The organism is Alteromonas sp. KC3 (assembly GCF_016756315.1).
Taxonomy (GTDB): Bacteria; Pseudomonadota; Gammaproteobacteria; order Enterobacterales; family Alteromonadaceae; genus Alteromonas.
Map to the genome: position 1 here is coordinate 2,495,551 of NZ_AP024235.1, position 24,966 is coordinate 2,520,516.

At 43.7% G+C, this 24,966-nt stretch carries 21 protein-coding genes and 1 other RNA gene; 12 read left to right on the top strand and 10 right to left on the bottom strand.

Annotated elements, in window-relative coordinates:
* Window positions 1-9: 9 nt before the first annotated feature.
* The 3 genes from JN178_RS11215 to JN178_RS11225 are packed head-to-tail and all read left to right on the top strand — an operon-like array spanning window position 10 to window position 2,391.
* Window positions 10-747: an adenylate/guanylate cyclase domain-containing protein gene (locus JN178_RS11215; RefSeq protein WP_202261649.1), complete on the top strand. Its 738-nt coding sequence runs from the start codon at window positions 10-12 to the stop codon at window positions 745-747.
* 36 nt (window positions 748-783) lie between these two features.
* Complete coding sequence (locus JN178_RS11220; protein ID WP_202261650.1) at window positions 784-1,923, top strand: cupin domain-containing protein; 1,140 nt, start codon at window positions 784-786, stop codon at window positions 1,921-1,923.
* A 9-nt stretch (window positions 1,924-1,932) separates the two neighbouring features.
* Window positions 1,933-2,391 (top strand): GNAT family N-acetyltransferase, encoded by a 459-nt coding sequence (locus tag JN178_RS11225; RefSeq protein WP_202261651.1) that lies wholly within the window; start codon window positions 1,933-1,935, stop codon window positions 2,389-2,391.
* Between the two features lie 17 nt (window positions 2,392-2,408).
* On the opposite strand, the gene JN178_RS11230 is transcribed toward JN178_RS11225, so the two are convergent.
* Window positions 2,409-2,837 carry a DUF4826 family protein gene (locus tag JN178_RS11230; RefSeq protein ID WP_159625818.1) on the bottom strand — a complete coding sequence of 143 codons (429 nt, stop codon included), beginning with the start codon at window positions 2,835-2,837 and terminating at the stop codon, window positions 2,409-2,411.
* A gap of 487 nt (window positions 2,838-3,324) precedes the next feature.
* Here JN178_RS11230 and JN178_RS11235 point away from each other — a divergent pair, with 487 nt between their 5' ends.
* The 3 genes from JN178_RS11235 (at window position 3,325) to JN178_RS11245 (ending at window position 6,720) form a co-directional block, all read left to right on the top strand.
* Window positions 3,325-3,540, top strand: coding sequence for a PGPGW domain-containing protein (locus JN178_RS11235; protein WP_159625820.1), 216 nt, complete (start codon window positions 3,325-3,327; stop codon window positions 3,538-3,540).
* A 412-nt stretch (window positions 3,541-3,952) separates the two neighbouring features.
* A complete protein-coding gene (locus JN178_RS11240) occupies window positions 3,953-4,459 on the top strand; it encodes a (2Fe-2S)-binding protein (protein ID WP_202261652.1) in 507 nt (168 codons plus the stop codon).
* Window positions 4,456-6,720 carry a xanthine dehydrogenase family protein molybdopterin-binding subunit gene (locus tag JN178_RS11245; RefSeq protein ID WP_202261653.1) on the top strand — a complete coding sequence of 755 codons (2,265 nt, stop codon included), beginning with the start codon at window positions 4,456-4,458 and terminating at the stop codon, window positions 6,718-6,720. The genes JN178_RS11240 and JN178_RS11245 overlap by 4 nt, the downstream gene beginning before the upstream one ends.
* 181 nt (window positions 6,721-6,901) lie before the next feature.
* Here JN178_RS11245 and JN178_RS11250 read toward each other — a convergent pair whose 3' ends face one another.
* Together JN178_RS11250 and ppsA are read right to left on the bottom strand one after the other, a co-directional pair.
* The gene (locus JN178_RS11250; RefSeq protein ID WP_202261654.1) at window positions 6,902-7,051 is read right to left on the bottom strand and encodes a hypothetical protein; all 150 of its coding nucleotides are present in this window, start codon (window positions 7,049-7,051) and stop codon (window positions 6,902-6,904) included.
* Between the two features lie 236 nt (window positions 7,052-7,287).
* Entirely contained in the window at window positions 7,288-9,660 is a 2,373-nt protein-coding gene (gene ppsA, locus JN178_RS11255) for a phosphoenolpyruvate synthase (protein WP_202261655.1), read from the bottom strand.
* A gap of 272 nt (window positions 9,661-9,932) precedes the next feature.
* Here ppsA and ppsR point away from each other — a divergent pair, with 272 nt between their 5' ends.
* A complete protein-coding gene (gene ppsR, locus JN178_RS11260; protein WP_159625830.1) occupies window positions 9,933-10,745 on the top strand; it encodes a posphoenolpyruvate synthetase regulatory kinase/phosphorylase PpsR in 813 nt (270 codons plus the stop codon).
* A gap of 65 nt (window positions 10,746-10,810) precedes the next feature.
* On the opposite strand, the gene JN178_RS11265 is transcribed toward ppsR, so the two are convergent.
* The 3 genes from JN178_RS11265 to JN178_RS11275 form a co-directional block, all read right to left on the bottom strand.
* Window positions 10,811-11,743, bottom strand: a complete 933-nt coding sequence (locus JN178_RS11265; protein WP_202261656.1) for a tetratricopeptide repeat protein — start codon at window positions 11,741-11,743, stop codon at window positions 10,811-10,813.
* A gap of 108 nt (window positions 11,744-11,851) precedes the next feature.
* Window positions 11,852-13,822: a tetratricopeptide repeat-containing sulfotransferase family protein gene (locus JN178_RS11270; protein ID WP_202261657.1), complete on the bottom strand. Its 1,971-nt coding sequence runs from the start codon at window positions 13,820-13,822 to the stop codon at window positions 11,852-11,854.
* Window positions 13,823-13,930: 108 nt separating this feature from the next.
* Window positions 13,931-16,633, bottom strand: a complete 2,703-nt coding sequence (locus JN178_RS11275) for a TonB-dependent receptor (protein WP_202261658.1) — start codon at window positions 16,631-16,633, stop codon at window positions 13,931-13,933.
* Window positions 16,634-16,954: 321 nt separating this feature from the next.
* Between JN178_RS11275 and JN178_RS11280 the strand changes: the two genes are divergently transcribed.
* Window positions 16,955-18,925: a BCCT family transporter gene (locus JN178_RS11280; RefSeq protein WP_159625838.1), complete on the top strand. Its 1,971-nt coding sequence runs from the start codon at window positions 16,955-16,957 to the stop codon at window positions 18,923-18,925.
* Between the two features lie 30 nt (window positions 18,926-18,955).
* Complete coding sequence (locus JN178_RS11285; protein ID WP_159625839.1) at window positions 18,956-19,435, top strand: MarR family winged helix-turn-helix transcriptional regulator; 480 nt, start codon at window positions 18,956-18,958, stop codon at window positions 19,433-19,435.
* 115 nt (window positions 19,436-19,550) lie between these two features.
* On the opposite strand, the gene JN178_RS11290 is transcribed toward JN178_RS11285, so the two are convergent.
* Complete coding sequence (locus tag JN178_RS11290) at window positions 19,551-19,898, bottom strand: RnfH family protein (RefSeq protein ID WP_202261659.1); 348 nt, start codon at window positions 19,896-19,898, stop codon at window positions 19,551-19,553.
* A complete protein-coding gene (locus tag JN178_RS11295; RefSeq protein WP_159625843.1) occupies window positions 19,895-20,326 on the bottom strand; it encodes a type II toxin-antitoxin system RatA family toxin in 432 nt (143 codons plus the stop codon). The genes JN178_RS11290 and JN178_RS11295 overlap by 4 nt, the downstream gene beginning before the upstream one ends.
* 180 nt (window positions 20,327-20,506) lie before the next feature.
* Here JN178_RS11295 and smpB point away from each other — a divergent pair, with 180 nt between their 5' ends.
* A complete protein-coding gene (gene smpB, locus JN178_RS11300; protein ID WP_159625845.1) occupies window positions 20,507-20,986 on the top strand; it encodes an SsrA-binding protein SmpB in 480 nt (159 codons plus the stop codon).
* 10 nt (window positions 20,987-20,996) lie between these two features.
* On the opposite strand, the gene JN178_RS11305 is transcribed toward smpB, so the two are convergent.
* Complete coding sequence (locus JN178_RS11305; protein WP_202261660.1) at window positions 20,997-22,220, bottom strand: NADH:flavin oxidoreductase/NADH oxidase family protein; 1,224 nt, start codon at window positions 22,218-22,220, stop codon at window positions 20,997-20,999.
* A gap of 130 nt (window positions 22,221-22,350) precedes the next feature.
* Here JN178_RS11305 and ssrA point away from each other — a divergent pair.
* Window positions 22,351-22,710: a transfer-messenger RNA gene (gene ssrA / locus JN178_RS11310) on the top strand.
* A 41-nt stretch (window positions 22,711-22,751) separates the two neighbouring features.
* Here the strand turns inward: ssrA and JN178_RS11315 are convergent.
* The gene (locus JN178_RS11315; protein ID WP_202261661.1) at window positions 22,752-23,894 is read right to left on the bottom strand and encodes a GGDEF domain-containing protein; all 1,143 of its coding nucleotides are present in this window, start codon (window positions 23,892-23,894) and stop codon (window positions 22,752-22,754) included.
* 457 nt (window positions 23,895-24,351) lie between these two features.
* Between JN178_RS11315 and JN178_RS11320 the strand changes: the two genes are divergently transcribed.
* Window positions 24,352-24,963 carry an EF-hand domain-containing protein gene (locus JN178_RS11320; RefSeq protein WP_202261662.1) on the top strand — a complete coding sequence of 204 codons (612 nt, stop codon included), beginning with the start codon at window positions 24,352-24,354 and terminating at the stop codon, window positions 24,961-24,963.
* Window positions 24,964-24,966 lie beyond the last annotated feature (3 nt).

Consider the following 24,966-nt stretch of genomic DNA (forward strand, 5'->3'; position numbering starts at 1 on the left):
AAATGGGTTATGGTATGGCAAGAAACAAGGAATACCGAGCAGTCACACAAACGCTATTTTCACCTCAGTAATGCCGTCGTCATCTTTTGCGATATATCAGGTTTTCAGGGGCTTAATTTACGCTATGGCGACGAAAGTACATTTGCTATTGTCACGACCTTATTTTCAAAATTTGAACGAATTGCTCGTTTCTACCATGTTCAGCCAGTTAAAACCAACGGTGATCAATTCATTGGGCTTTGCTTAAACTCGTACGCTGAAGGTCCGTTCGTTACACAGACAGGAATTGAGCAAAAGCAAAAAGGAAGTGAACGCGCGCTATTATTTGCAAAATCAATGCTGTCCATTTCAAGCGAGCACGTACATTTAACCAATCTAAATTGCGGTTTAAGAATAGGCATCGCCCAAGGCAATGTTTTACTGAGTGAAAGCTTTCTTAGTGCAGGCGCTATAGACATATGGGGAAATACGGTTAATCGTGCCGCTATGTTGGAGCGGCATACACAAGTAAATTCAACGGCTTTAGATAAGCGCGCGATGGCATCGCTACCCTGCGTTCAATCTGTTGAGCTTAATGAAACCCAGCTAAACACCAAGATTGGCACAGTAACAGCCTACTGCTACCAACACGTTGAAGCCCCTTCTCCCTCAAACATTGATATAAAAAACATTTTAGGTAAAGCTGCCAATGACTCAACCACTAAATGTAGACCTTGCATGACTGGAAAATACCGCGTGTATCACTGATAATACATCGCTTATCGAGCCCACCTTTGAGACTACATGAACGAATATTATCTTGACCATTTCAACGCAGAACGTTTTCTCGCAGAATACTGGCAGCAAAAGCCTGTAGTACTAAAACGATTCTTTGAGGCGTTTGAAGATCCGATCGATGAAAATGACCTAGCTGGTTTAGCCCAAGAAGCCGATGTTGATTCTCGTATTGTGAACAACATTAGTGGGAACTGGCACGTAGAACAGGGCCCGATAGATGACTTTGAGCGCCTATGCAAAGGGAAATGGACGCTTCTGGTACAAGGCGTTGATAAATATATACAAGATGTAGCGCCAATTCTTACGCCCTTTTCTTTTATTCCTCACTGGCGACTAGACGATTTAATGGTGAGCTATGCGATAGAAGGCGCTGGCGTTGGTGCGCATATTGATCAATACGATGTATTTTTAGTACAAGGTAAGGGTAAGCGACGCTGGCGCGTGGGTAAGCCCGACAATTATGAAGAAGTGTTTCCTCATCCTAAATTGCGGCAAATTGAAGGTTTCGATCCCATTATCAATGTTGTTGTTGAGCCAGGCGATGTAGTTTATATACCACCAGGCTGGCCTCATGACGGACAAACCATTGAAGACAGTTTGACCTATTCTGTAGGCTATCGCGCACCTGATAACCTTCAACTCGCCGAAAGCTTAGCGATGATGTTAGACAAAGGTGAGCATAACATTCGCTTTTCTGATCCCAATCGAGCAACGCAATCAGCACCTTTCGTTGTGTCACCTCACGATGTGGCTGCACTAAAGCTACAACTCATTGAAGCAATCAACAGCGAAGGCTTTACGAGAAGCTTGCTAGAAGCAATGAGCGAGCAAGGTATACCCGAATATCCGCTAGAGCCAGAAGTATCTCTTGAACAAGTATCTAATGAGTTTGCTGCCGGCATTAGCTTTGTGCCTGCTGCCGGAGTAAGGGCATTGGTGAGTTATGGTAAGCAAGGCATGCCAAAGGCATTATTCGTAAATGGTACGCAGTTTGACTTTTCCAGTTCAGATCGAGAGTGGTTTGAAGCGCTTGCAAGTGGTGACGTATTGAACGCTACCGTTTGTGAAGAAGCCCCCTCTTTTACATTTTTAGAAACCTTGACTACACTCATAAATAACGGTTATTGGGAATGGTTTGAGGAATAGTTATAGCCTATGGCGTTCACGGTCATAAGGGTCGACTGGGAAAAGGATAAACATCGACTTAAAGCACTGAGGGAGCATGTTTTCGTCTTAGAATGGCGAGTGCCTGAGGCCAGCGAATTTGACGAGCAGGATGATTCTGCTTGTCACATACTTATTTTAAGTGATAACGATGAACCCATTGCTACAGGTCGCTTGACCAAAAAAGGCGAACTGGGACGAATTGCAGTAAAACGCAATCATAGAACGCTTCCGGTCTACCGCGCCTTATTCGCCGCACTTCTTAGCGCTGCAAAACAAAATGATGTCCCTACCATAAAAGTCATTTGTAACTTAGATAGCGTTTCTTACCACCGTTCCATCGGGTTTATTCCAGACGGACAAGTATTTATGGACGCTGGCGTGCCACGCCAGCGTTTAAAGTGTTCCGCCGAGCGTTTTCCTCTACCCGACGTAACACAACTTCACTGACGCTTACAAAAAGTGAACTATACTTGCTCTTGAGCAGCCCATAACTCATCGTAGCTTTGAATACGATAAAGGCCTTCAGCGCGGGTTTCTAGCATTGTCGCCAGATCATTCGCTGCTTTATCTGTAGGAGAACTTGCGCGTAGGTTAGCGGCTTTCATTTGCCACATCATAGAAAAGTACTTAATGGCTTCTCGTGCGTTTGGCGCATTGCCCTCTTGCGTAAAGTCAGCCGGCAAATCGCCGCTCATTACCCAATACTTTTTATTGTCTTGTGCCTTAATTTTCCATACCGCTACGTAAGGAACAAGGTAGCGACTTTCAGAGGCCACAACAGTATCAAATAAAACGCCATTTTCGGCGAGGTGTTTGTTAGCACGCTGAAACTGCTCTCTCACCCACTCGGCACGTTGCTCTTCGCTAATTTGTTGGTTTTGAGGTTCTGCCATGTCCACTCTCTTTCTTATAGTTATACATTTGAGCAATTGCTCTATATTTTAGATAGCGCTATTTCTTTCGGTATTCTTGAACAGAATCGATACAACTGCGCTAAATTTGCTTACTGTCTTTGTACTTCATTTCGAAGCGCTGATCTAGCGATAAACAGAAAAGACGGTAATTACACACGCCGAATGCACAATTATTCATCAATACGCTGATAGTCAAAAAAGTGCGGGGTTAAATACTTTGTTTTATTGCCCCTTTGCAATACGATTGCATCGAAAACCGCATGCATAGACAAATTTTTACATTTTAAAAGTTGGTTTTATCGCAACATTCAACCATTATACTTAGAGGTCCTTGCTCGTAAGTAAAGACGTTTACACCAAAACCAGCGCGCTGAAGTATCGAATATATAGCATCGAATATATAACACTGACTATGTAGTATCGAATACCTTTAACAAGTAACAACAGTATAAGAGGCAAGATAACAATGCGAACAATTAGACTAACATTAGGTGCACTTTTGCTCGTTAGCGGTATTGTTTTAACACTGCTTCCCGGTTCAATTTTACTGGTCATTAGCGGCCTAGTACTGCTTAGTTACGATTGGCCAAGAGCCCGCACTTGGCTCAAGTATAGCCAACGAACGATGACAACAGGCGCACGAAAATTAGACCGTTTCTTATTGATGAGAAAACTACGCTAATTCCAAAGGCCTTGTTTTTGACAGGGCTTGCACTTCAATGCAAACATTGCTCTATTGGAATTAGTTCCAGCACAATACAGTCACATTCATAATACTCCATCATCATCGCACAAGGCGTTAAACCAAAAACCGTCGCAGCTGTTAAGCATTTAAGCTTAAGTCAATGCACATGGCTGTTTCACATGTTAACGTAAATAAACGCTAAACTGTGTTGACCTTTGCGATACGCTTATTAAAACAACGATTAAAACGCTTTAGTTAATGTGAAGCCTTAAATAACAATAATAGTGGCTCCTGCACCATGAGTGCATCAAGCAAAAACAGGCAAATGTAGTCTTTAGCGCATGGCGCACAATATTGTTGTGCAGCTTGAGTAGGTCATGAACTATCGATTACCTATGGAGACAAGACCATGATCACGTTTACCGTAAATGGCATCAAACACGAGTTTTCTGGTGATTCGTCCACACCAGTATTGTGGTACCTGCGCGACGAACTCAATTTAACAGGCCCCAAGTTTGGATGTGGTATGGCCCAGTGCGGCGCATGCACCGTACATATTGACGGCGTGGCCCAGCGCTCCTGTGTATTACCCGTTTCTGCGGTTCAAGGCAGAAACATTACTACTATAGAAGGGTTAAGCGAAGGCGGTGATCACCCTGTTCAACAAGCATGGATAGAGCACCAAGTCCCTCAATGTGGTTTTTGTCAATGCGGCCAAATAATGCAAGCCGCAAGTCTGCTAGCGTCAAATCCAAACCCAACCGACAAAGAAATTGTGCAGAACATGTCGGGTAATATTTGCCGCTGCGGTACCTATCCGCGTATCCATAAAGCGATAAAATCGGCAGCTAAATCTATGTCTGCGAACGCAGGAGTTCACTACTTCACACCACAACGTGCGAGAGAAGAAGTATGAAGACTACCACCGCTTACTTTGACATGAATCGTCGTGGCTTTTTAAAGTCCAGCGCGGCGGCTGGCGCGCTTGTGTTGGGCACTTACTTTATGGGCAGCACATCGCGGGCTATGGCGGGTGTATTAACTAAGTCATCTGACAATGCTGTGCGAGCGAACCTGTTTGTTGCCTTGCGTCCTGATGGTATGGTTGAAATAACCTGCCACCGCTCAGAAATGGGACAACAAATTCGTACTGCCATCGCACAAATTGTTGCAGATGAAATGGAAGCAGCATGGGACAAGGTTATTGTCATCCAAGGCAAAGGTGACCCTGCTTATGGAGATCAGAATACCGACGGTTCGCGCAGTATCCGTTTCAACATGCAACGCCTCAGAGAAATGGGTGCGAGCGTGCGCTATATGATGCAACATGCCGCAGCAAAACGCTGGGGAGTAGATGCCGACACTTGCGTTGCCAAGCAACATGTTGTCACACATAGCTCTGGAAAAACATTAGACTACAAAGACCTAATCTCAGATGCACTGAGCATAACACCCCCACCAGCTGCTGAGTTATCGCTCAAAGCCCGTAGCGATTGGCGTTACATCAATACAGGCATGGCCCATGTCGACCTTAAAGACATAGTAACTGGAAAAGCCACGTTCGCCGCTGATGTTCGTGAACCCAAAGCACTAATTGCCATTATTGAGCGCCCTCCTGTTGTAGGTGGAAAAGTTGAAAGTGTTGACGCGACTGCGGCAAAGGCCATAAAAGGTGTTGTGGACGTTATTGAAATTCCATCGCCTAAAGGTGCTCCGCAATTTCAGCCTAAAGGTGGCGTTGCAGTTATTGCTAAGAACACGTGGGCTGCGTGGCAAGGTAGAAAAGCGCTTAATGTCACTTGGGATGACGGCGCAAATGCCAGTTACAATTCCGAAGAATTTAAAGCGCAGTTAATTGCTACGGTAAACGCGCCACAAGCTCATGTGCGTGAAAAAGGCGACGCCATAGCGGCGCTTTCAAAGGCTACCGATAAGCTGGTGGCTGACTATTATGTTCCCCATTTAGCACAGGCGCCAATGGAACCCCCTTGCGCAACAGCAATGTACTACCAAGACCGTGTAGACGTATGGGCAGCAACGCAAAATCCGCAAGCCGACATGGAAACAGTGGGTGCTATGGTAGGCATGGATAAAGCCAACATTAATGTTCACGTTACGATGTTAGGCGGCGCTTTTGGACGAAAATCAAAACCAGACTTTTCTGCCGAAGCTGCTTTTCTTTCAATGAAGACAGGCGAACCCATTCGCGTTCAGTGGACGCGAGAAGACGATATTCAACACGGTTTTTATCACGCAGTTTCCGCGCAGCACGTTGAAGCGGCGTTAGGTGATGATGGCAAAATTGATGCGTATCTCCACAGAACAGCCTTTTCTCCAATTGCCTCAACATTCCAAGAAGGTGCTAATGCACCGTTTAGCTTTGAACTAGACTTAGGCTTTACGGACAATCCAATATTAACACCCAATATGAAATTAGAGCGCGGAGAAGCGCCAGCCAGAGCGCGTATTGGCTGGATGCGCTCAGTATCGAATATTTTTCACGCGTTTGCAGTTCAGTCATTTATTAATGAAGCTGCTCACAAGGCAGGCAAAGACAGTAAAGACTACTTGCTTGAAGTCATTGGTCCAGATCGCATTGTTGATGTAACGGAGCAAAATGCTGAGTATTTGAATTACTGGGGAGACAAAGCGGTGTACCCACTCGATACTGGACGTTTGCGCAATACTATTGAGACGGTAGCCAAAATGGCAAACTGGGGTCGCAGTATGCCAAAAGGTCGAGGTTTAGGGATAGCGGCTCACCGCAGTTTCTTAACTTATGTAGCCACAGTAGTTGAAGTTGAAGTATCAGAAACGGGTGATTTGGACGTCATTAAGTCATGGGTTGCCATTGATGCAGGGACCGTTGTTAATACTGACACGGTAAAAAATCAAACCCAAGGTGGTTCGATTTACGGTATTACCACAGCAATTAGCGACGGTATTACGTTTGATAAAGGCCGTGTTCAACAAAGTAACTTTCACAACTACCGCGTACCAAGAATGAGTGACTCTCCGCTAGAGGTGGATGTGGAAATAATTAAAAGCGATGCGCCCCCAGCGGGTGTTGGTGAGCCCGCCACCCCGGTGTACGCGCCGGCGTTATGCAATGCCATTTTTGCCGCATGTGGTAAGCGCATTAGACAACTACCCATTGGCAATCAGCTCAAAGCATAATGGTGTACAAGGCGCTAACAGACTGAGAGCAAATAGCTGTTGGATGAAATGAAAAGGGAGGCTTAGAGGCCTCCCTTTTTTATCTATAAACTAGCACGACAATTTGAAAGTTACTTTGTAATATTACAAATTAAAAACGCCAATATTACTATTTACAAAAGGCGTCGCGCATTATGTTTTACTATTCGTAATTGCGTTCCATCCACATCAACTTCATTTTAAGATCAAGTATCTCTTTTTGCGCATCCGCCAGCTGCTCTACCACAGAGCGCTGCTGAAGTGTATTTTCTTCGCTATTATTTACCGAAACAGTATTATCGTTATGTGCCATAATAATTCAACCGTGCTAGTCGTGAGTAATGAAATCATTTTGCAACCTACCCTGTAATATTACACTTTTAATTACACAAAGTCATTTCATACGCTCAATAATCACTATGTATTTGGCAAATATTGTAGACAATACACAGAGTTACTTTTTTACGGTTTAATCACATAACTGTTATAAACAAAAAAAGAGACCTTTTAGGTCTCTTTTTACCAATTAAGTGAAAAACAAACTATCAGTTAGCCGTGTTTCTCAGCAAGGTATAGCCAGGTTTCGACCACCGTGTCAGGGTTAAGCGACACTGAATCAATACCTTCAGCAACTAACCACGCTGCAAAGTCTTCATGATCAGACGGGCCTTGACCACATATTCCTACGTACTTCCCTCGTTTCTTAGCGGCTTGAATAGCCATCGACAACAGCGCTTTTACTGCTTCATCGCGCTCGTCAAACAAGTGCGCAATTAGGCCACTGTCACGATCAAGACCTAGGGTAAGTTGGGTAAGATCGTTCGAACCAATTGAGAAGCCATCGAAAATGTCGAGGAACTGATCGGCAAGCAATGCATTAGACGGTAACTCACACATCATAATGATACGTAGACCATTTTCACCTTTCTTGAGGCCCTGCTCTTCTAGCAACTCAATGACTTTACGGCCTTCTTCAAGGGTACGTACAAATGGGATCATGATTTCAACATTAGTTAAGCCCATTTTGTTTCGAACACGTTTAATAGCTTCGCATTCAAGGGCAAAACAGTCGCGGAAATCTTCAGAAATATAACGGCTAGCGCCACGGAAACCTAACATTGGGTTTTCTTCATCAGGTTCATATTGATAGCCACCAACGAGGTTGAAATACTCGTTAGATTTAAAGTCAGACATACGAACAATTACTTTCTCTGGCGAGAAAGCCGACCCAATTGTTGAAATGCCTTCGACTAATTTTTCAATATAGAACTCTGTTGGCGACTCGTAACCAGCGATCATATCGCTGATTTCTTCTTTCAACTCTTCAGGCTGACTATCAAAGTTAAGCAGCGCTTTAGGGTGAACACCAATCATACGGTTGATGATAAACTCAAGACGAGCAAGACCCACACCAGCATTAGGCAGTCGAGCAAAGTCGAAAGCGCGATCTGGATTGCCCACGTTCATCATTACTTTTAGTGGAAGATCAGGCATAGAATCAATACGCGACGTCACTACGTCAAATTCAAGCTCGTCACCGTAAATATAGCCTGTGTCACCTTCGGCACAAGATACGGTAATCTTGTCGCCAGTCGCAATGCTGTCTGTTGCATTACCACAGCCCACCACTGCAGGAATACCCAATTCACGAGCAATAATCGCCGCGTGACAAGTACGACCGCCACGATTAGTTACAATCGCAGATGCCTTTTTCATGATTGGCTCCCAATCAGGGTCAGTCATGTCTGTTACCAGTACATCCCCTGCTTGGATCTTGTCCATTTCTTCAATTGAACCAAGTACCTTTGCAACTCCAGCACCAATCTTGTGACCAATTGCGCGACCTTCACAAACAATGTTGCTCTGCCCTTTCAGTTGGAAACGCTCGATGCTTTGCGAGTCTTCACGGCTACGCACGGTTTCTGGACGTGCTTGCACAATGTAAAGTTTACCGTCAGCGCCATCTTTCGCCCACTCAATGTCCATCGGGCGTTTGTAGTGATTTTCGATAATTTGCGCTTGTTTTGCCAACTCCATTACTTCCTCGTCAGTTAACGAGAAAGTTTTGCTGTCAGCCACATCAATATCCACAATTGACACTTGCTTGCCATGTGACTCATCGTCTGAGTACACCATCTTAGTTAGCTTGCTGCCTAAGTTGCGGCGCACGATAGCCGGTAGGCCTTTGTCTAAGGTTGGCTTGTGCACATAAAACTCATCAGGGTTTACTGCCCCTTGCACAACCATTTCACCCAAACCGTACGAGCTGGTAATAAACACAACGTCTTCGAAACCTGACTCGGTGTCGATGGTAAACATAACGCCAGACGACGCGATGTCACTGCGTACCATGCGCTGAATACCTGCAGACAAGGCTACACCTTTGTGGTCATAACCTTGGTGTACACGATATGAAATGGCGCGGTCGTTAAATAATGAAGCGAATACGTGTTTAATGGCTATCAATACCGCATCGTAGCCTTTAACGTTAAGAAATGTTTCTTGTTGGCCTGCAAACGAAGCATCAGGCATGTCTTCTGCTGTTGCCGATGAACGTACTGCAAAAGACGCTTCTTCACCTGCATCACCCTGTAAGGTAACAAACGCCTCTTTGATAGCGTCTTCTAGTTGCGGTTGAAAAGGCGTATCGATGATCCATTGACGAATATCCTTGCCCGCTTCGGCAAGTGCATTTACATCATCAACGTCCAAAGAATCTAATACGTCATGTATTTTAGCTTCTAGCCCACTTTGCTCTAAAAATTCGTTAAATGCTTCGGCGGTGGTAGCAAAACCACCTGGCACCTGCACACCGGCGTTAGCCAGGTTTGAAATCATCTCGCCTAATGATGCATTTTTGCCGCCTACGCGACCCACATCATGCATGCCCAGTTCTTGATACCAAAGTACGTATTCTTGCACAGCCCAAGCCTCCAGCTTTTTTTATGTGTAGGGTATGAGGTACGTTTCAGGTTTGTGCTAATTATTACCTGAAACACATCAAATTTATGTCGATTTGTGGACGTTACCACTTTCATTGTTGTCCATTACGTTTGACAGCTAAGTATAGCTAATTACTGCCAATCACAAGAACCGTATAGCTTTTCGACGAAATCATCTTAGAATGGGGAAATTCAGAAAGTAAACTCTTTATTACTTTTGTAATAAAATTACAACAATGTTAAGGATATGTTGTGCGTACAGCTTTTTATATTTCAGATGGTACAGCCATCACTGCAGAGGTGTTTGGCCACGCCCTGCTTTCTTTGTTCCCCGTTTCTTTCAATCACAACACAATTCCGTTTGTTGAAACTGAGGAACAAGCACACCGAGTTCTAGAGCAAATTTCTGAAAGTTTTCAAGACACAGGAGAGAGGCCGCTCGTTTTTTATACAATTGTGAATGTAGATATTCGCAAAATTATCTCTAAATCGGTCGGCATTAATTACAATTTTCTCGACCAATTCGTGGCACCACTTGAAAAAGTGTTGGGTGTACCGTCTAAACCAGAAAAGCATCGCACACATAGTATCCATGAAACCACTTACGATATTCGTATCGAAGCGGTGAACTATGCACTTGCCAATGACGACGGTTCGAATTTAAAAGACTATGATGAAGCCGATATCATTCTTACGGGTGTGTCGCGCTCAGGTAAAACACCAACCAGTCTTTATCTTGCTCTTCAATACGGTATAAAAGCGGCCAATTACCCATTTACTGAAGAAGACATGGGTGACATGCTAAAACTTCCCCCAGCACTTCGACGTTACAAAAACAAATTGTTTGGCTTAACCATCGCAGCAGACCGGTTACACCAGATTCGCTCTGAACGTCGTGCTAATAGTAAATATGCGTCTTTACCTCAATGTAGAATGGAACTAAGAGAAGTAGAAAATCTTTATCGAAAAGAAAAGATACCTTTTTTAAACAGCACAAAATATTCAATTGAAGAAATATCAGCGAAGATCTTAGCTGAAACCGGTTTGAAACGTCGTAAATACTAATTATGTAACGCGTTGCTGTTTTGGTTTCAGAAACTGGCAACCAGAACAGCAATGTATTTAACGCGCTATTTACTTGTTCCTGAGTCTTGTTTTGCTTGCCTGACACTATCAGTGAGCGACCGCAAGCGCTTAAACTCGGCAGCGGGAAGTTGATTAATATCGGTTTTGTTCAACCAGCTAAAGGTTTGCTCTAAATCACCTTCTTTGAAGGCCACCTCGGCCAGTCGCAAATGAAGTAGATGAATTCTCACAGTATCAGATGCAATTTCAGCGCGTTCTAATCCGTTAAGAAAGGCTTCACGTGCCTTTTTGTAATCCCCACTGTTACGTAACGCAACACCGTAATTATTCAGCGCCACACCAATTTGCTGTTCATCATCAACTTGCTTTGCCCAATTGAGCGAGGCCAACCGATATTCTACATGCTTAATATGGTCATCAGTTCTATGCGCTATATGACCTAATTCTGCGTACACTTCTCTGTAGAACGCAGGGTCATCGTAATCCTGCTCTACCACTTGTTCAACGAAGTCTTCGGCAGGCTTAAGCTGATTAAGCGCAACTAAAAGGTTTAATACCTTAAGCGCCGTATGTTGTGTTGGTGACTTTGAATAGGCAGCGAGATACCCTTCAAAGGCTTGAGTAAACGTCGTTTTTGCTTCTTCAGTGCGTCCTTTGATAATCAGCCACTTTCCATGAAGCATGGCAATGAATGGCTGGTGCGCCGAAGGCACCGTTGGATTATTAACCCAAGGACGAAGCGCAGCATATAAATCATCGACGCGATGAAATTCGAAAAGCCAGGTAAGTCGAACCGTTTCTAACTGCCACCACGCATCAGAACCAACAGCAAGCTGACTTTGCTCTTCATCTAGTAGCGTAAGGCAAGAGGTGGGATTTTGGTTGCACAATGTATCAAAGTCAGTGCTATAAGCACGTACTGATAACAATGTAAGAAAAAGCCAAATCCACGGCATTTTAAGCAAAGCGTATTGCATCTTTTTTGTAATTTTAAGCAATAATGACGGTTTGCGGTGGAGTATACCCTATTGCTAGCGTAAGTCGCTATTAGCCGAATAGTTAAATTAGCAACACGACAACAGATTTTACCGATGCTGAGCAACTATCGCTTTAAGCTCATCTAAGTGCGCTTCAAACGGTTTCCATTGGGCCATACCCGTTTTGTAAATAGGTTGCCTTACTTGTTCAGAGCTAGGCGTTTTTATTACACGCTTTGTTTGATGAAAATTAAGACACTGCGCTTCAAAGGGAAGTCCACAAAAGGCAAGTATTCGCCTGACTTGCCCTTCCAAGTCGTCTAATACATCTTCATGCTGCACAGTGAGAATTTCACCTGGCAACACACTGTGCCAATGCGACATTAATTCAACATAGGCGTTATAGTAGCGACCTATATCAGCTAGACCGTAACTGAACTCTTGCCCTTCACCAAATAATTGCTTGTAGCCGCTGAAGCAACAATCCAGCGGGGCTCGGCGTGCATCTATAATCTTTGCGTTGGGTAATATCTTTTTAATTAAGCCGATGTGAATAAAATTATTAGGCATTTTATCGATAAAATACGGCGCACCTTGGCGGTAGGCCGCAGTTTGCGATAAGTATTGCTCACCAAGTGCGAGTAATGCACTGTCGTCCAATTTGTCCACGTTGAATGGATAAGCCGTTTTAGCATGACTTAATGACGACGCTATCCCCAAAATATCGTGGAGCTCCATCGTGCCATCTACTTGTGAATGTGATGCCAGTATTTGCTCAAGTAGCGTAGAACCCGCTCGAGGTAAACCGACGATAAAAATAGGATCTGGTGCTTGGCACCCTTTCGCTCTGTCGAAGCTAGACTGTGTAAAAGCGGTTTGTTGTGCCTTTAATGCGGTTTCAGTGCGCGCGATATCAAATTTTAGGGTTTGTTTTTTTAATTTGTTGCCTTTTTGATAATACTTAAACGCTGTATCTGCTTCCCCCTTATCTTCAAAGCCTTTTCCTAATGCAAAACAAAGGTGAATTATGTCTTCTAATTTTGTTGTGCTTAAGTCAGCATACTTCTGCATGGTAGTGAGCATGCTATCTTCGAATCGATGAGTTTTTGTATTAGCCAAACTCCAATAAGCATCACCAAAATCTGGCGAGAAATACGTCGCTCTTTTGTATGCCGAAACAGCATCATTAGTATCCCCCTTGGCTTTCAATGCGTGGCCTAAGGCAACCCAAATGGCCGGCCTATCTTCATTTTCTTCCAGCAAATCTTTGTAAATGCGAATAGCATCATCCAAATCACCAACGCCTACTAATGCATGTGCTAACCCTACCCTCACAGTAAAATTGTCAGGGTTATGACTAAGCCTTTGCTTTGCCACCTCAACAGCCTGAGGAAATTTGCCTAATTTGGCCAATAAGCTTTGATAGGAAGCAGCGGCGCGATCGTTATCTGGATAGAGTGCAACGCAACTTTCTAATAGAAATTCCGCGTCGCTATAAACTTTAAGTTGAACGCCAATTTCCGCCAACAACATCATACCTTCTGGGTGATGTTTGTTGTTGGCAAGAAACTGCCGACAGATTTGCTCAGCTTTGTGCAAATGCCCCTCATGCATTAAATCTGTTGCACCTAAAATGGGCTTTGGTAATGAGCGTAAAAAGGTTAATTGCTGCTGGCAAAGTACAAGTGCTTGGTGTTGGTCATCTTGTTTGTACACGCGCTCTAATTGTTGCCAAGCACTCAATAACGCTGGATTGAAGCGTGTAGCCTGATAAAAGTTGTGCGCAGATTTTTGTTTATCGGTATCAGCACAGCAATAACCTAACTCCTGATACCCACGGGCATAATCTGGGAACTGGCTAAGCAAAGCATTAAGCACGCCAATCGCTTGAACAGAATCACCTTTAAGTCGATAGGCAACCGCTTTTAAGTACTGTGCCTCCCGCCCTATTTCAGAATTCACCTGCTGCTCATTAAGTGCGTTAATTATCTGGTTACATTGGCTAATAGCTGCTTGATGCTGCGATTGCATCAGCAACTGTTTTGCATTTTGAAGCTGCTGTTGTACTTGTGAATTCATCTATTAATTACTTGTTACTACATAAGGCATAAAAAACGGCAAACCCTGCGAGTTCGCCGTTTTCTTAACTAAACGATAGGCTCCGAAAAACCGAGAAGCCGTCTAGTGTTAATAATAGTCGTATGAGAAACGGAAGCCGATTGTACGAGGCCTGTTTGTCACAACTTTAGGCGTAAACTGCTGTGTATCAATGTTAAGCGTTGCGCGCTCATCAAATACGTTATCAATATACAGCTCAGCTTTCCACACATCGTTAGTCACACCCACCGCTAAATTAGCCAATACGTAAGACTCTTGTACGTAACGACCACCACGGAATGTATCACCATTCGAATCGGTATATGTCACACCTTCATACACGGCGGCCTCTTGCTCAATTTTCAAACCTGAGCCCGTACCGTAAATCAGCTGTGTGGCATCTTCCATCACGTAGGCATCCATGATCATGCCTGCAAATCGGTCACCCGTGTAACTGACTGAGCCGTTTACATAACCGCGCTTATCACCTTCAAGCTCGAAGAAATAACGTGCGTTAACATTGCCTGAAAACTTAGCAGAATAAGGAAGCTCAGAGCCAACACCTGCCGCAATACCCTCTAGTTCTGAATTAATTCGCGTTAGTTCAGTATCTAAAAGACTAAAGGCAGCGTTGATAACAAGATCGTCAGTTGCTAGCCATGTTAGGTCTGCATCAACACCTTTTATTTCTGCGTCACCAACGTTATCTGTGAACACCAAGAATGAGATATTCGTTGGGTCAAATCGCGATGTTTGTAACTCTTCTATTTCAGAGTAATAGGCGGTTGCATTAACGCGCACCTGACCATCAAAGAAATCACCCTTCAAGCCGAGCTCGTAGTTATCCAACGTATCTGTTGTTGAGTACACTGGAATACGGAAGTTTTCAAATTTACCTGATTGGTTGGTAGCCAAGCCACCGCCTACACGGTTAGTAACTGGCGGACGGAAACCCTCGGAATAATTCGCAAACAGCAATACATCGTCGGTAACTTTCCAATCAATTGAGAATTTGAAAATGGTATCGTCTACGGTTAACACGCCGTTGTCGGCTAACAAATCGACTTCAAGCTGACCGCTTTGAATGGCGGCTGCAACCGCATCGGGGTCCAGACCCACAGCAGCGAGTTCGTCAGGGTCCTGCGTACCGAATGCGCGAATACGCCTTGTAACATCTACCGTCGATGTAGAACCAACGTAAATATCGTCAATTTCATACCAACGAGCACCAATGCTAGCTGTTAGCGTGTCGGTAATGTCGTATTCGAACTGCCCAAATACTGCAATCTGTTCGATGGTGTGGGTAATATCGTTAATAAAACTTACTTCTGATGGGAATGGCCCACCGTCACTGTTTATACCTTCGTTACCCACAAGCGTACGCTGAAGATTATCAAACCCAAACGTTGTCATTTCGGTGTTAGCGATCTTGAACTGACCTACTGTAGACACCTCTTGCTCGTCGTAAAACAACCCTGCAGTAACTCGCCACGGTGTATCCATGGTTGTGTTGAATCGTATCTCGTGAGTATTACGGGTGGTTGAGGTATCTTCTTTGTAATATTTAGTAGGGTCTAAGCAGCGTTCATCGGCTGCATTGTCTGGTGTGTCGTAGTGGTTACACACGTAATACGCTGAAAACAAGCCACCATTCGTATACCCGGTATAATCGGCCAAAGTATCAATCTCGCGGTCTAGGTAACCACCCGTGTAAACAACATCGAGCTTTTCAAGACGCCCTTCAACGGTCCACGTAGTCAAACCGAATTCGTCTTTGTTTTCTTCTTGTTGAAAACGAAGTGCTGAACTTTCACCGTCTAACGTCGGGTCATAAGCAAAAACACCTTCTGTGTCGAGCGTTTGTTGAGTATGCTGTACAAGTAATTCCCAATCGTCATTAATCAAATAAGACAAGCCAAAACGGGCCCCCGTGTATGTAGCATCGTTAAAATCCTCTTCAACTAATGCATCATTTTGAGGTGAAACCACCGCCGCTTCTGTATTAGAAGATATATTTGGGTTAGTGATGCGATTTGCATCCATCGCGACAGGATCGGCAAGTGGGCCACCTGATATCCTATCAATAACAACCGCACTACCGATATAGCCACCTTCGCCAGGTACGTTCATGACGTTGTCTATCCAGCCACCTTGCTTATCATTGTATGCGGCAACGCGCACTGCAAGGCTGTCTGAAAGCGGCATATTGAAATAAGCTTCTACAGCATTACTCATCTCACCATCTTTAGTGAAGCCAATATTGGTATCGAATCCAGCAGCAAAACTAAGGTGCTCTGGTTTATTGGTAATTAAACGAATGGTACCCGCCTGAGAACTTGCACCAAACAATGTACCTTGTGGTCCAGGTAGAACTTCCACGCGTTGAACGTCTGTGGCGTATACATCTAAGTTACGCCCCGCCATAGATACTGGCATCTCATCTAAATAAAAGGCAACAGATGGCTGCAGTGCTTGAACTGACGAAAGCATGATGTTCGATTGCGTTGTCGCAGCACCGCGAATATAAATTTCGTTTTGGCCGGGACCAGTACCTTGGAATACTACATTTGGAAGGAATTCTACATAGTCTTGGAAGTTATCAATCCCAAGGTTTTCAAGGGCTTTACCATTTAGCGCCGTTACGGCAACAGGTACGTCTTGAATTGATTCAGCACGTTTGGTGGCAGTAACTTCGATATTTTCAAATTTCGCGGGAGTGTCGTTTTCCTGTGCGAGCAAAGAAGAAGACGCCAATGCAGCGACAATCGCACAGCTAAGCTGAGTTTTTCGCATTTTGTGTGTTTCCTTTATTTGGTTTTTTATTCTTTGGACAGTATTTACTCTAAATACATATCAAAAGGATCATATATAACGATACACCATGAAAAAATAATTACTACTCAAACGATTAACTATTGAACAAATGAATTAAAACGAACTAATAATACCAATATAATCAACACACATACGAATTAAAAAACATAAAAACCACTTACAACCCACAATAACCACGAACATTTCTAATTATTTCAGCTGATGTTTATAAAAAATGCTCCATAAGGTATATTTCTACGTATTAAAACCTGTTCAATTTAGTGAAAGGAAGTCAACTGCGTGAGTGAAAGTCAAAATTCGTCACCTTTGAATAAACCGGTGTTTTACACATCATCAGCATTAATCCTGTGCTTGCTTATATTCGCAGCAGGTGTTCCCGAAACCGCTGATGCTATTTTTCAGAAGCTCCAAAGCGCAATCGTAACCAACGGCAGTTGGTTCTACGTGTTTACTGTTGCCGTTATTGTTGTCTTTGTGGTGTTTCTAGGAATGTCTCGCTATGGCGAGATAAAGCTTGGGCCGGACCACGCATCGCCTGAATTTACCTTTGGAACGTGGCTGAGCATGCTATTTGCTGCTGGTATGGGCATTGGACTTATGTTTTTTGGTGTTGCTGAACCACTTATGCACTTTTTAGCACCGCCCACTGCACAGGCTGAAAGCATCGACGCGGTTCGCGAAGCAATGAAAACCACGTTTTTCCATTGGGGCGTTCACGCTTGGGCAATTTACGCTGTAGTGGCACTCATTCTTGGCTACTTTGCTTACAGACAAAATCTCCCATTAACCTTGCGCTCAGCTCTATACCCTCTTATCGGTGACAAGATTTATGGGTGGCCTGGACACGTAGTCGATATTTTCGCGGTAACGTCTACCGTTTTCGGCGTTTCTACCTCTTTGGGATTTGGTGCTTCGCAGGTAAACGCTGGTTTTAATTACTTATTCGGTCTACCGTCAAACACTGGTGTACAAATTGCCATTATGGCTGGTGTGGTAGGTCTTGCCGTGATATCGGTCACTACTGGACTAGAAAAAGGCATTCGACGTTTATCTGAAACCAATATGATACTGGCAGTACTATTACTACTTATTGTGCTAGTACTTGGCCCTACCGTTTTCTTGCTTCAAGCGTTTATGCAAAATACAGGCGCTTATTTGTCTGATTTGGTGCGCAACACGTTCAACCTTTTTGCCTATGAAAAAACCGACTGGATTGGTGGGTGGACAATTTTTTACTGGGGCTGGTGGCTAGCGTGGGCACCTTTTGTCGGCCTTTTCATCGCTCGTATATCATATGGACGTACAATTCGTGAATTCGTACTAGGTGTATTACTTATTCCTTCAGCATTTACACTTTTCTGGATGACGGTATTTGGAAACGGTGCGATTGATCAAGTATTAGTGCAAGGAAAAGATGTACTTGCCAATATGGTGAATGAAGATACCTCAGTAGCGTTATTTGTTTTCTTAGAGCAATTTCCCTTTTCTTCAGTACTGAGTTTTATTGCAGTGCTGATGGTTGTAGTATTTTTTGTGACTTCGTGTGATTCAGGTGCCATGGTGGTGGATATGCTGTGTTCACACGGTAATAATGATACGCCGCTTTGGCAACGAGTGTATTGGGCAGTGGGCGTCGGCGTTGTGAGTTCGGTTCTGCTTTATGCAGGGGGGCTTGGCGCACTTCAAACCATGACAATTGCTGCTGCACTGCCTTTTGCAATCGTCTTACTTATTGCAATATCGGGCCTGCTAAAGGCATTACGTGTAGAAGCTTACAAACGCGAGAGCCTTCAAGTACTCGCTGGCACGCCTCAGCACAACGACTCAGACAAAAATTGGAAAGAACGCCTTGAGAACATAGTCACGTTCCCCGATGAAAACGCCGTTAAGCGTTACATTGGCAAAGTGGTAAAAGCTGCAGTAACCGAAGTGGGTGAAGAATTCAAAGCACAACAGTTTGATGTGGACATTAATGAAGAAAATGAAGCATTAATACTTACGGTGGGCATGGGGAACGATCCTGATTTTGTATATGCAGTGTACCCTATGCCAACGGAACAACCAGAATTTGGCCCAAGTGAAACACAAGCACTGGACGAAAACGAAAAGGCCACGTACTATCGCGCCGAAGTACACCTCAGTGAGGGTGGTCAAAACTATGATATTATGGGCTGGTCTAAAATTTCGGTGATTAATGACGTGATAGATCACTATCACAAACACCAACATTTTATTCATTTGCTTAAATAGCGTACGCGTTACGCGTTTGTTGGAATAAGAATGCGAAAAGAAGAAGAACTATTAGTGGCATTGCGACGCGTTATTCGCGCCGTAGACCTACGCAGCAAGCAACTTAGCAAACATGTGGGCCTTACTGGCCCGCAATTGTTGGTTATGCAAAATATTGAAGAGCGCCCGGGCATAATGGTGCGAGAAATCGCAGAGAACATTAATTTGAGCCCCGCTACCGTCACCAATATTCTTGACCGCCTTGAATCTCGCGACCTAGCGACGCGAATTCGAAGTACTCAAGATAAGCGTAAGGTAGGTGTATTTCTTACAGAGCGCGGCAAAGAAGCGGTGGTTGATGCTCCTAGACCTTTACAAGAGCATTTTGTTGAGCGCTTTTCTCAGCTAAAGGAATGGGAACAAAGTCAAATGGTTGCTACAGTGCAGCGTATCGCTAGTATGATGGATGCTGAAGATATCGACGCTTCACCCTTTTTAGAGTTAGGAAGTATCTCTGACAAAAACATATAAAGGTGTTTTGGGATGTGTTTACAGCCTATACAAACCTTTAATAAAAAACGGCCGTTTCATAGGCCGTTTTTTTATTGTTAATGCGAGTTGCTATTTTCTAAATACGCTTGTGTAGTCACTCTTTCGCTTTCAACGGATTTGGCTTACCACCCGTTATCTTATCGGCCCGCCCTTCTTCTTTGGCTTTTTCCGCTCGACGTTTTCTAATTTCTTTCGGATCGGCAATAAGTGGACGATAAATTTCTATACGATCACCATCGTTAAGTGTATCGCGCAATTTAACCACGCGACTCCATATACCCACTTTGGTTGAATTCAAATCTATGTCGGGAAATTGCTCTAAAATATTAGATGCCTTAATTGCATCTTCAACCGTCGTCCCTTCTTTTATCGCAATATCAACGATGGTTTGCTTGGTGGGTAGTGCATAGGCAACTTCAATATTAATGAGTTTTTCACTCATGCATATACACTCCTGGCTCGCTCTGTAAACGCTGCTACCATGCTGCTTGCCAAACTATTGAATACTTTCCCAAATGCCATTTCAGCTAGCTTGTTAGTAAACTCAAATTCTAAATTAAGCTCAATCTTACACGCATCTTCAGACAACGCCGAAAACGTCCACCCGCCAGTTAAAGAGCGAAATGGGCCATCGACTAATTGCATATCAATACGCTGACCGGGGATCAGTGCATTGTGCGTTGTGAACCACTGCTTGATACCCGCTTTTGCTACCAGCAATGACGCTTTCATGCTTTGCGCTGAAGAATCAAGAATTTTACTGTCGGTACAGCCAGGTAAAAACTCTGGATAAGATGCAACATCGTTGACTAAGTTAAACATGGCTTCTGCACTGTGAGCGACCAGCGCACTTCGATGAATACTTGGCATTTATTCCACTATAACAATTACTCTTACCGTGCATTGTAACACAGAAAATTTAGCTCGCTTCTATTCGCTTTTTGCTAATTCGTCCACATATTAGTGCTATTAACAAAAAGCACCGACGAAGTGCGAAATTGTGCGATGCGCATAAAGACATTTCTCCACACTATCAGTATAATAGCGAGTATGAAAAAGAATAAAGCAAACAAAAACACCTCGGGAAATATCGCGCAAAACAAAAAGGCGCGTCACGACTATTTCTTAGAAGACAAGTTCGAAGCGGGCCTTGAGCTTCAGGGGTGGGAAATTAAAAGTATTCGCGCTGGTAAAGTAAACATTACCGATGCGTACATTATTATTCAAAATGCCGAAGCGTATTTGGTAGGTTGTCGCATAAGCCCGCTGAATCAAGCATCTACACATGTTATCGCTGCGCCTGAACGTGCGCGTAAGTTGTTGCTGAACAAACGCGAAATAGACAGGCTAATGGGTGCAAGAGACCGTCAAGGTTACTCTATTGTGGCTACGTCGATGTATTGGAAAAAATGCTGGGTGAAACTTGAAATTCACTTAGCGAAGGGTAAACACGCCCACGATAAGCGTGATACCTTGAAAGACAAAGATTGGCAGCGCCAGAAAGAAAGAATGATGAAACACAGCGTGTAGCGCTGTGTTCTTAACCCACATCCCGCTTTGTCATTTTATTGCGGTGCATCATATCTAAAAGTAGACTCCACAATGGCGACGGATTACGCAGCGTCGTTAAATTATTGCCCAATCGGCGTAGTTGCCTCCTAACCATTGCCATATTGGCCAGACTCGCCAACGATTTATCTTTCCAAGTACAATGTGGGATAACACCGGAGTAAGTCCATTCTTGTTGCCATTTCTTCGCGAGATCTGGAGTAACTGCCAGTGCACTGGCAAGCCCAACGAGAACACAGCCTTGTTCAATAACCCGTTCTGCCACTTCTGCGCGCTTTATACCACCGGTTGTCATCAGCGGAATGTCGGTTTTACTTTCAAGTACATTAGCAAACTCTAGAAAATAAGCCTCGCGCGCAAGCGTGGTGTTATCACGTGTTTGCCCTTGCATAGCGGGCGCTTCATAACTACCGCCTGACAGTTCAACCACATCCACACCCAGTGCTTCCAGTCGATTGACCACTTCACAAGCATCATCAAATGAAAAGCCATTCTTTTGAAAGTCTGCTGAGTTTAGCTTCACCATAACAATAAAGTCTTTGGCACAGACTGCTCGTATTTGGCTAACGATATTGATTAACAAACGTGCGCGATTAATTATAGAGCCGCCCCACTCGTCTTGACGTTGGTTAGTTAGCGGCGAAAGAAACTGAGTAAGCAAATAACCGTGAGCTGCATGAATTTCCACGCCATCAAACCCCGCCAACTCAGCTTGCTTGGCGGTTTCTACAAAGCGCTTGCATACATCGTGAATGTCCTGACACGTCATTTCTTTTGGTTGAGCAAACAGCTTTGAGTGCTTACCCATATCTAAAGGCACTGCTGAAGGAGCAATCGCTTTGCCCTTCATGGCCTTAAAAACCTGCCGTCCTGGGTGGTTTATTTGCAAAATTCCAAGCGCACCATTTGATTTGATGATTTTCGCCCACTTTTTGAATGGAGCTAAGTCTGTGCCTTTTTCAAGCGCCACGCCACCGGGCCCTGTCATGGCGCCTTTATCAACCATTACGTTACCTGTAATGATCATGCCCAAATTACCATGTGCCCAATACCGGTATAGAGAATACAGTGACTCGCCGGGTACATTCCCAAGACTAGACATATTTTCTTCCATAGCAGCTTTTACTAAGCGATTACGCACAGTTACGCCACACGGCAAGGTATAAGGAGAATACAAAATGGAATCTGAAGACATTTACACAACAAGCCTATTCATGATGGCGTGTACTTTAATCGTTATTGCGCATAAATGCATCTTTTGAAAGCAAAATATAAAAGAAACGTTTAACAAATAAAGAGTTGTGGTATAATCCGCTCTCACACTCGGGGCTGATTAGGATTCGACAGGATCTAGGAAGCCGGAGGTGCATGCAGAGGTGCGGTTTGCCTCTTTAAAAAGCCGCATTTAAATAGTCGCAAACGACGAAACTTACGCACTAGCCGCTTAATAACCGGCATAGGCCCTTCCACCCTAGTCTTCTCCTGCTAGCGGGGATTCGGAAGGTCATCCAAGTAGGATAGCGAGGGAACCTTGTCTGAGGGTGAACCGCGAAACAGTATCAGGCCAGCTGCAAGGAAATCCTGTTTGTCGGAGTTCCAAGCAGTTAAATAAATGACAAACTAAGCATGTAGTACCAAAGGTAGACATTTTCTGGACGCGGGTTCAAATCCCGCCAGCTCCACCAATTCCTAAAGAGCCCCGTACCGCAAGGTATGGGGTTTTTCTTTATGCCACCACTTGAAGCCTAGGGGATATCTGGTTTCTCCCGCGGGCTTTAGCGTTGTACAACTCAGTGTCTGCGCGGTTAAATAAGGTATGCCATGTTTCCTCTACATTACTTGAAAACGTCATACCTATACTAATAGTTACCGTTATGATTTCATTATCTGCTGCTATTTCCAGCGCTTCAACCTTTCTCCGTAACACATCGGCCAGCTTAAATGTTTGGAGCTTCGATACATTTGAAACCAATATGGCGAACTCCTCCCCCCCTAGCCGACCAACAATATGTGTGTCTTCCACTTCATTTCTTAATTCATTAGCAATAACCTTCAGCACCCTATCACCTGTAGGATGACCGTATTTGTCATTAATTGTTTTGAAGTGGTCAACATCAATGACCATAAGCGTACAGGGGCTTTCATCTCGCTGTGCTAGTTGTTCAAGTGCTTGCCTAATGAATGCTCGTCTACCATATAGGCCTGTCAAACCGTCGTAGTTGGCTAAGTTCTGCCACTTTTCTTTTTGTTGCAACACAACAATAAACGGCAGAACCACTGACGTTATAATGCAAAGCGCAATGTGCGCTGCAATACCAACCCCGGTAATTTCATGAAGCGTACTTTCTATAACGACCCTTTCACCAAAAGCAAGCAATCCAGATTGACATACCATAACGATGGCGTGAACCATCAGTAGCGCTTTAAAAAACCTGCGAACCGCGTGCAATGTCTGTCCTTGCTGCACGCTAAAGCTAACTGATGACAATAGAAACATTATAGAAATAGCGAAAGACGCTACCGCTTGATGATGTCGAGAAAAAAGTATCGCCAGCACAATGGCGACTGTGCCTACACCCAGTGCATAACGACTCATCACCTTCAATCGCGCTGCAATAGCACTATCATTAAGTAAAAGAAAACCGTCTAGCAGTAGAAAGCTGGCAACGAAATAAAACAGGCTCGCTATATCAGATAATAGGCCTGTTACATTAAAGGCCATTCCCAAGCTGTATGTAAAGCAGGATGCCGCCCAAAGAGAAAATACACGGCTTTCAATTTGACTCTTGGCAAGTGCAAAAAAATAACAACCTACTGCAATGTTTACCGTCAAAGACGCAAACACTAAAAACATCATTAAAGAAATCACGGGTGATCCGTCACAACGGTAAAAGTATTATTCTCGCACATAACCATTACCAATACGTAGTGGTTGCGTATAGATTTGAGCATTTATGTTTTGTTTTCTATACCGCACGACATTGTATAAAGCGCAAGGCAAGCACTAGAGAAATTAGAAAATAATGAATGCACATTTGTTCAGCCAAATTTGCCAATAGATAATATCGTTGGCTTTGAATTTCATAATCGGAATAAACAGGTTCAAGTAATTATTTTTTATCTGAGCATTACTAAAAACATTGCGTAACATTTGCATATTTTTCTATAGATAACTCACATCTCACTTCTTGTCCATATTCACAAAAAACACTTAAGTATTTGTAAATCATAGACTTTTAAACAATGGCATGTGAAATGTAAAGGTAGTAGTGAATCCACACCTCTGTTAAAGGTTGTACAGAGGTATACACATCAAGGAGTTTGATATGAAAAAGTTATTTTTAGCATCGTTAATTGGTACAGCTCTATCAGCAAGTGCATTTGCAAGCGAAGGTTTAGAGAAAATTGATACGACATTCGCCGATTTAGATAACGATGACAATGGTTACATTTCACGTGAAGAAGCTGACGATGATGAGGTATTTGCGCATTTCTCTAAAATTGACGTGAATTCAGATGTGCGTCTGTCAATCAAAGAGTTCAATGACCATGTAACTAAATACCCGCAGCATTTTGACGGAGATGTGGTTGCTTCAGTTAAGTCAATGCAGCACAGCATGAGTGAGCCACAAGACACTACTGCAGTGCCAGTAAAAGATAAAAAGCTAACGCACGAGCTCCATGCAAAGGCAAACGCGCAAACCAGCGAAAAAGTGGTTGAGAAGGAAGTGAAAGTAAAAACTGAAAAAACGGTTATCGCAAAGAGTAAGTTCGATCTAATGGATATGAACAATGACGGTGCGTTAACCAAGGCAGAAGCATCTCGAAGCGGCGTTACTGAAGACTTCGACAAAATTGATATGAACGATGATGAGCTTATCTCTCGCGTTGAATACTCGAAATTTAAAAGTATCTCAATGACAGATTCTGACGAATAATCT

Excerpts from the sequence above, each read along its gene's own strand:
- JN178_RS11215 (WP_202261649.1), top strand. The coding sequence starts at position 10 with ATGGTATGGCAAGAAACAAGGAATACCGAGCAGTCACACAAACGCTAT.
- JN178_RS11220 (WP_202261650.1), top strand. The coding sequence starts at position 784 with ATGAACGAATATTATCTTGACCATTTCAACGCAGAACGTTTTCTCGCA.
- JN178_RS11225 (WP_202261651.1), top strand. The coding sequence starts at position 1,933 with ATGGCGTTCACGGTCATAAGGGTCGACTGGGAAAAGGATAAACATCGA.
- JN178_RS11230 (WP_159625818.1), bottom strand. The coding sequence starts at position 2,837 with ATGGCAGAACCTCAAAACCAACAAATTAGCGAAGAGCAACGTGCCGAG.
- JN178_RS11235 (WP_159625820.1), top strand. The coding sequence starts at position 3,325 with ATGCGAACAATTAGACTAACATTAGGTGCACTTTTGCTCGTTAGCGGT.
- JN178_RS11240 (WP_202261652.1), top strand. The coding sequence starts at position 3,953 with ATGATCACGTTTACCGTAAATGGCATCAAACACGAGTTTTCTGGTGAT.
- JN178_RS11245 (WP_202261653.1), top strand. The coding sequence starts at position 4,456 with ATGAAGACTACCACCGCTTACTTTGACATGAATCGTCGTGGCTTTTTA.
- JN178_RS11250 (WP_202261654.1), bottom strand. The coding sequence starts at position 7,051 with ATGGCACATAACGATAATACTGTTTCGGTAAATAATAGCGAAGAAAAT.
- JN178_RS11265 (WP_202261656.1), bottom strand. The coding sequence starts at position 11,743 with ATGCAATACGCTTTGCTTAAAATGCCGTGGATTTGGCTTTTTCTTACA.
- JN178_RS11270 (WP_202261657.1), bottom strand. The coding sequence starts at position 13,822 with ATGAATTCACAAGTACAACAGCAGCTTCAAAATGCAAAACAGTTGCTG.
- JN178_RS11275 (WP_202261658.1), bottom strand. The coding sequence starts at position 16,633 with ATGCGAAAAACTCAGCTTAGCTGTGCGATTGTCGCTGCATTGGCGTCT.
- JN178_RS11285 (WP_159625839.1), top strand. The coding sequence starts at position 18,956 with ATGCGAAAAGAAGAAGAACTATTAGTGGCATTGCGACGCGTTATTCGC.
- JN178_RS11290 (WP_202261659.1), bottom strand. The coding sequence starts at position 19,898 with ATGAGTGAAAAACTCATTAATATTGAAGTTGCCTATGCACTACCCACC.
- JN178_RS11295 (WP_159625843.1), bottom strand. The coding sequence starts at position 20,326 with ATGCCAAGTATTCATCGAAGTGCGCTGGTCGCTCACAGTGCAGAAGCC.
- smpB (WP_159625845.1), top strand. The coding sequence starts at position 20,507 with ATGAAAAAGAATAAAGCAAACAAAAACACCTCGGGAAATATCGCGCAA.
- JN178_RS11305 (WP_202261660.1), bottom strand. The coding sequence starts at position 22,220 with ATGTCTTCAGATTCCATTTTGTATTCTCCTTATACCTTGCCGTGTGGC.
- JN178_RS11320 (WP_202261662.1), top strand. The coding sequence starts at position 24,352 with ATGAAAAAGTTATTTTTAGCATCGTTAATTGGTACAGCTCTATCAGCA.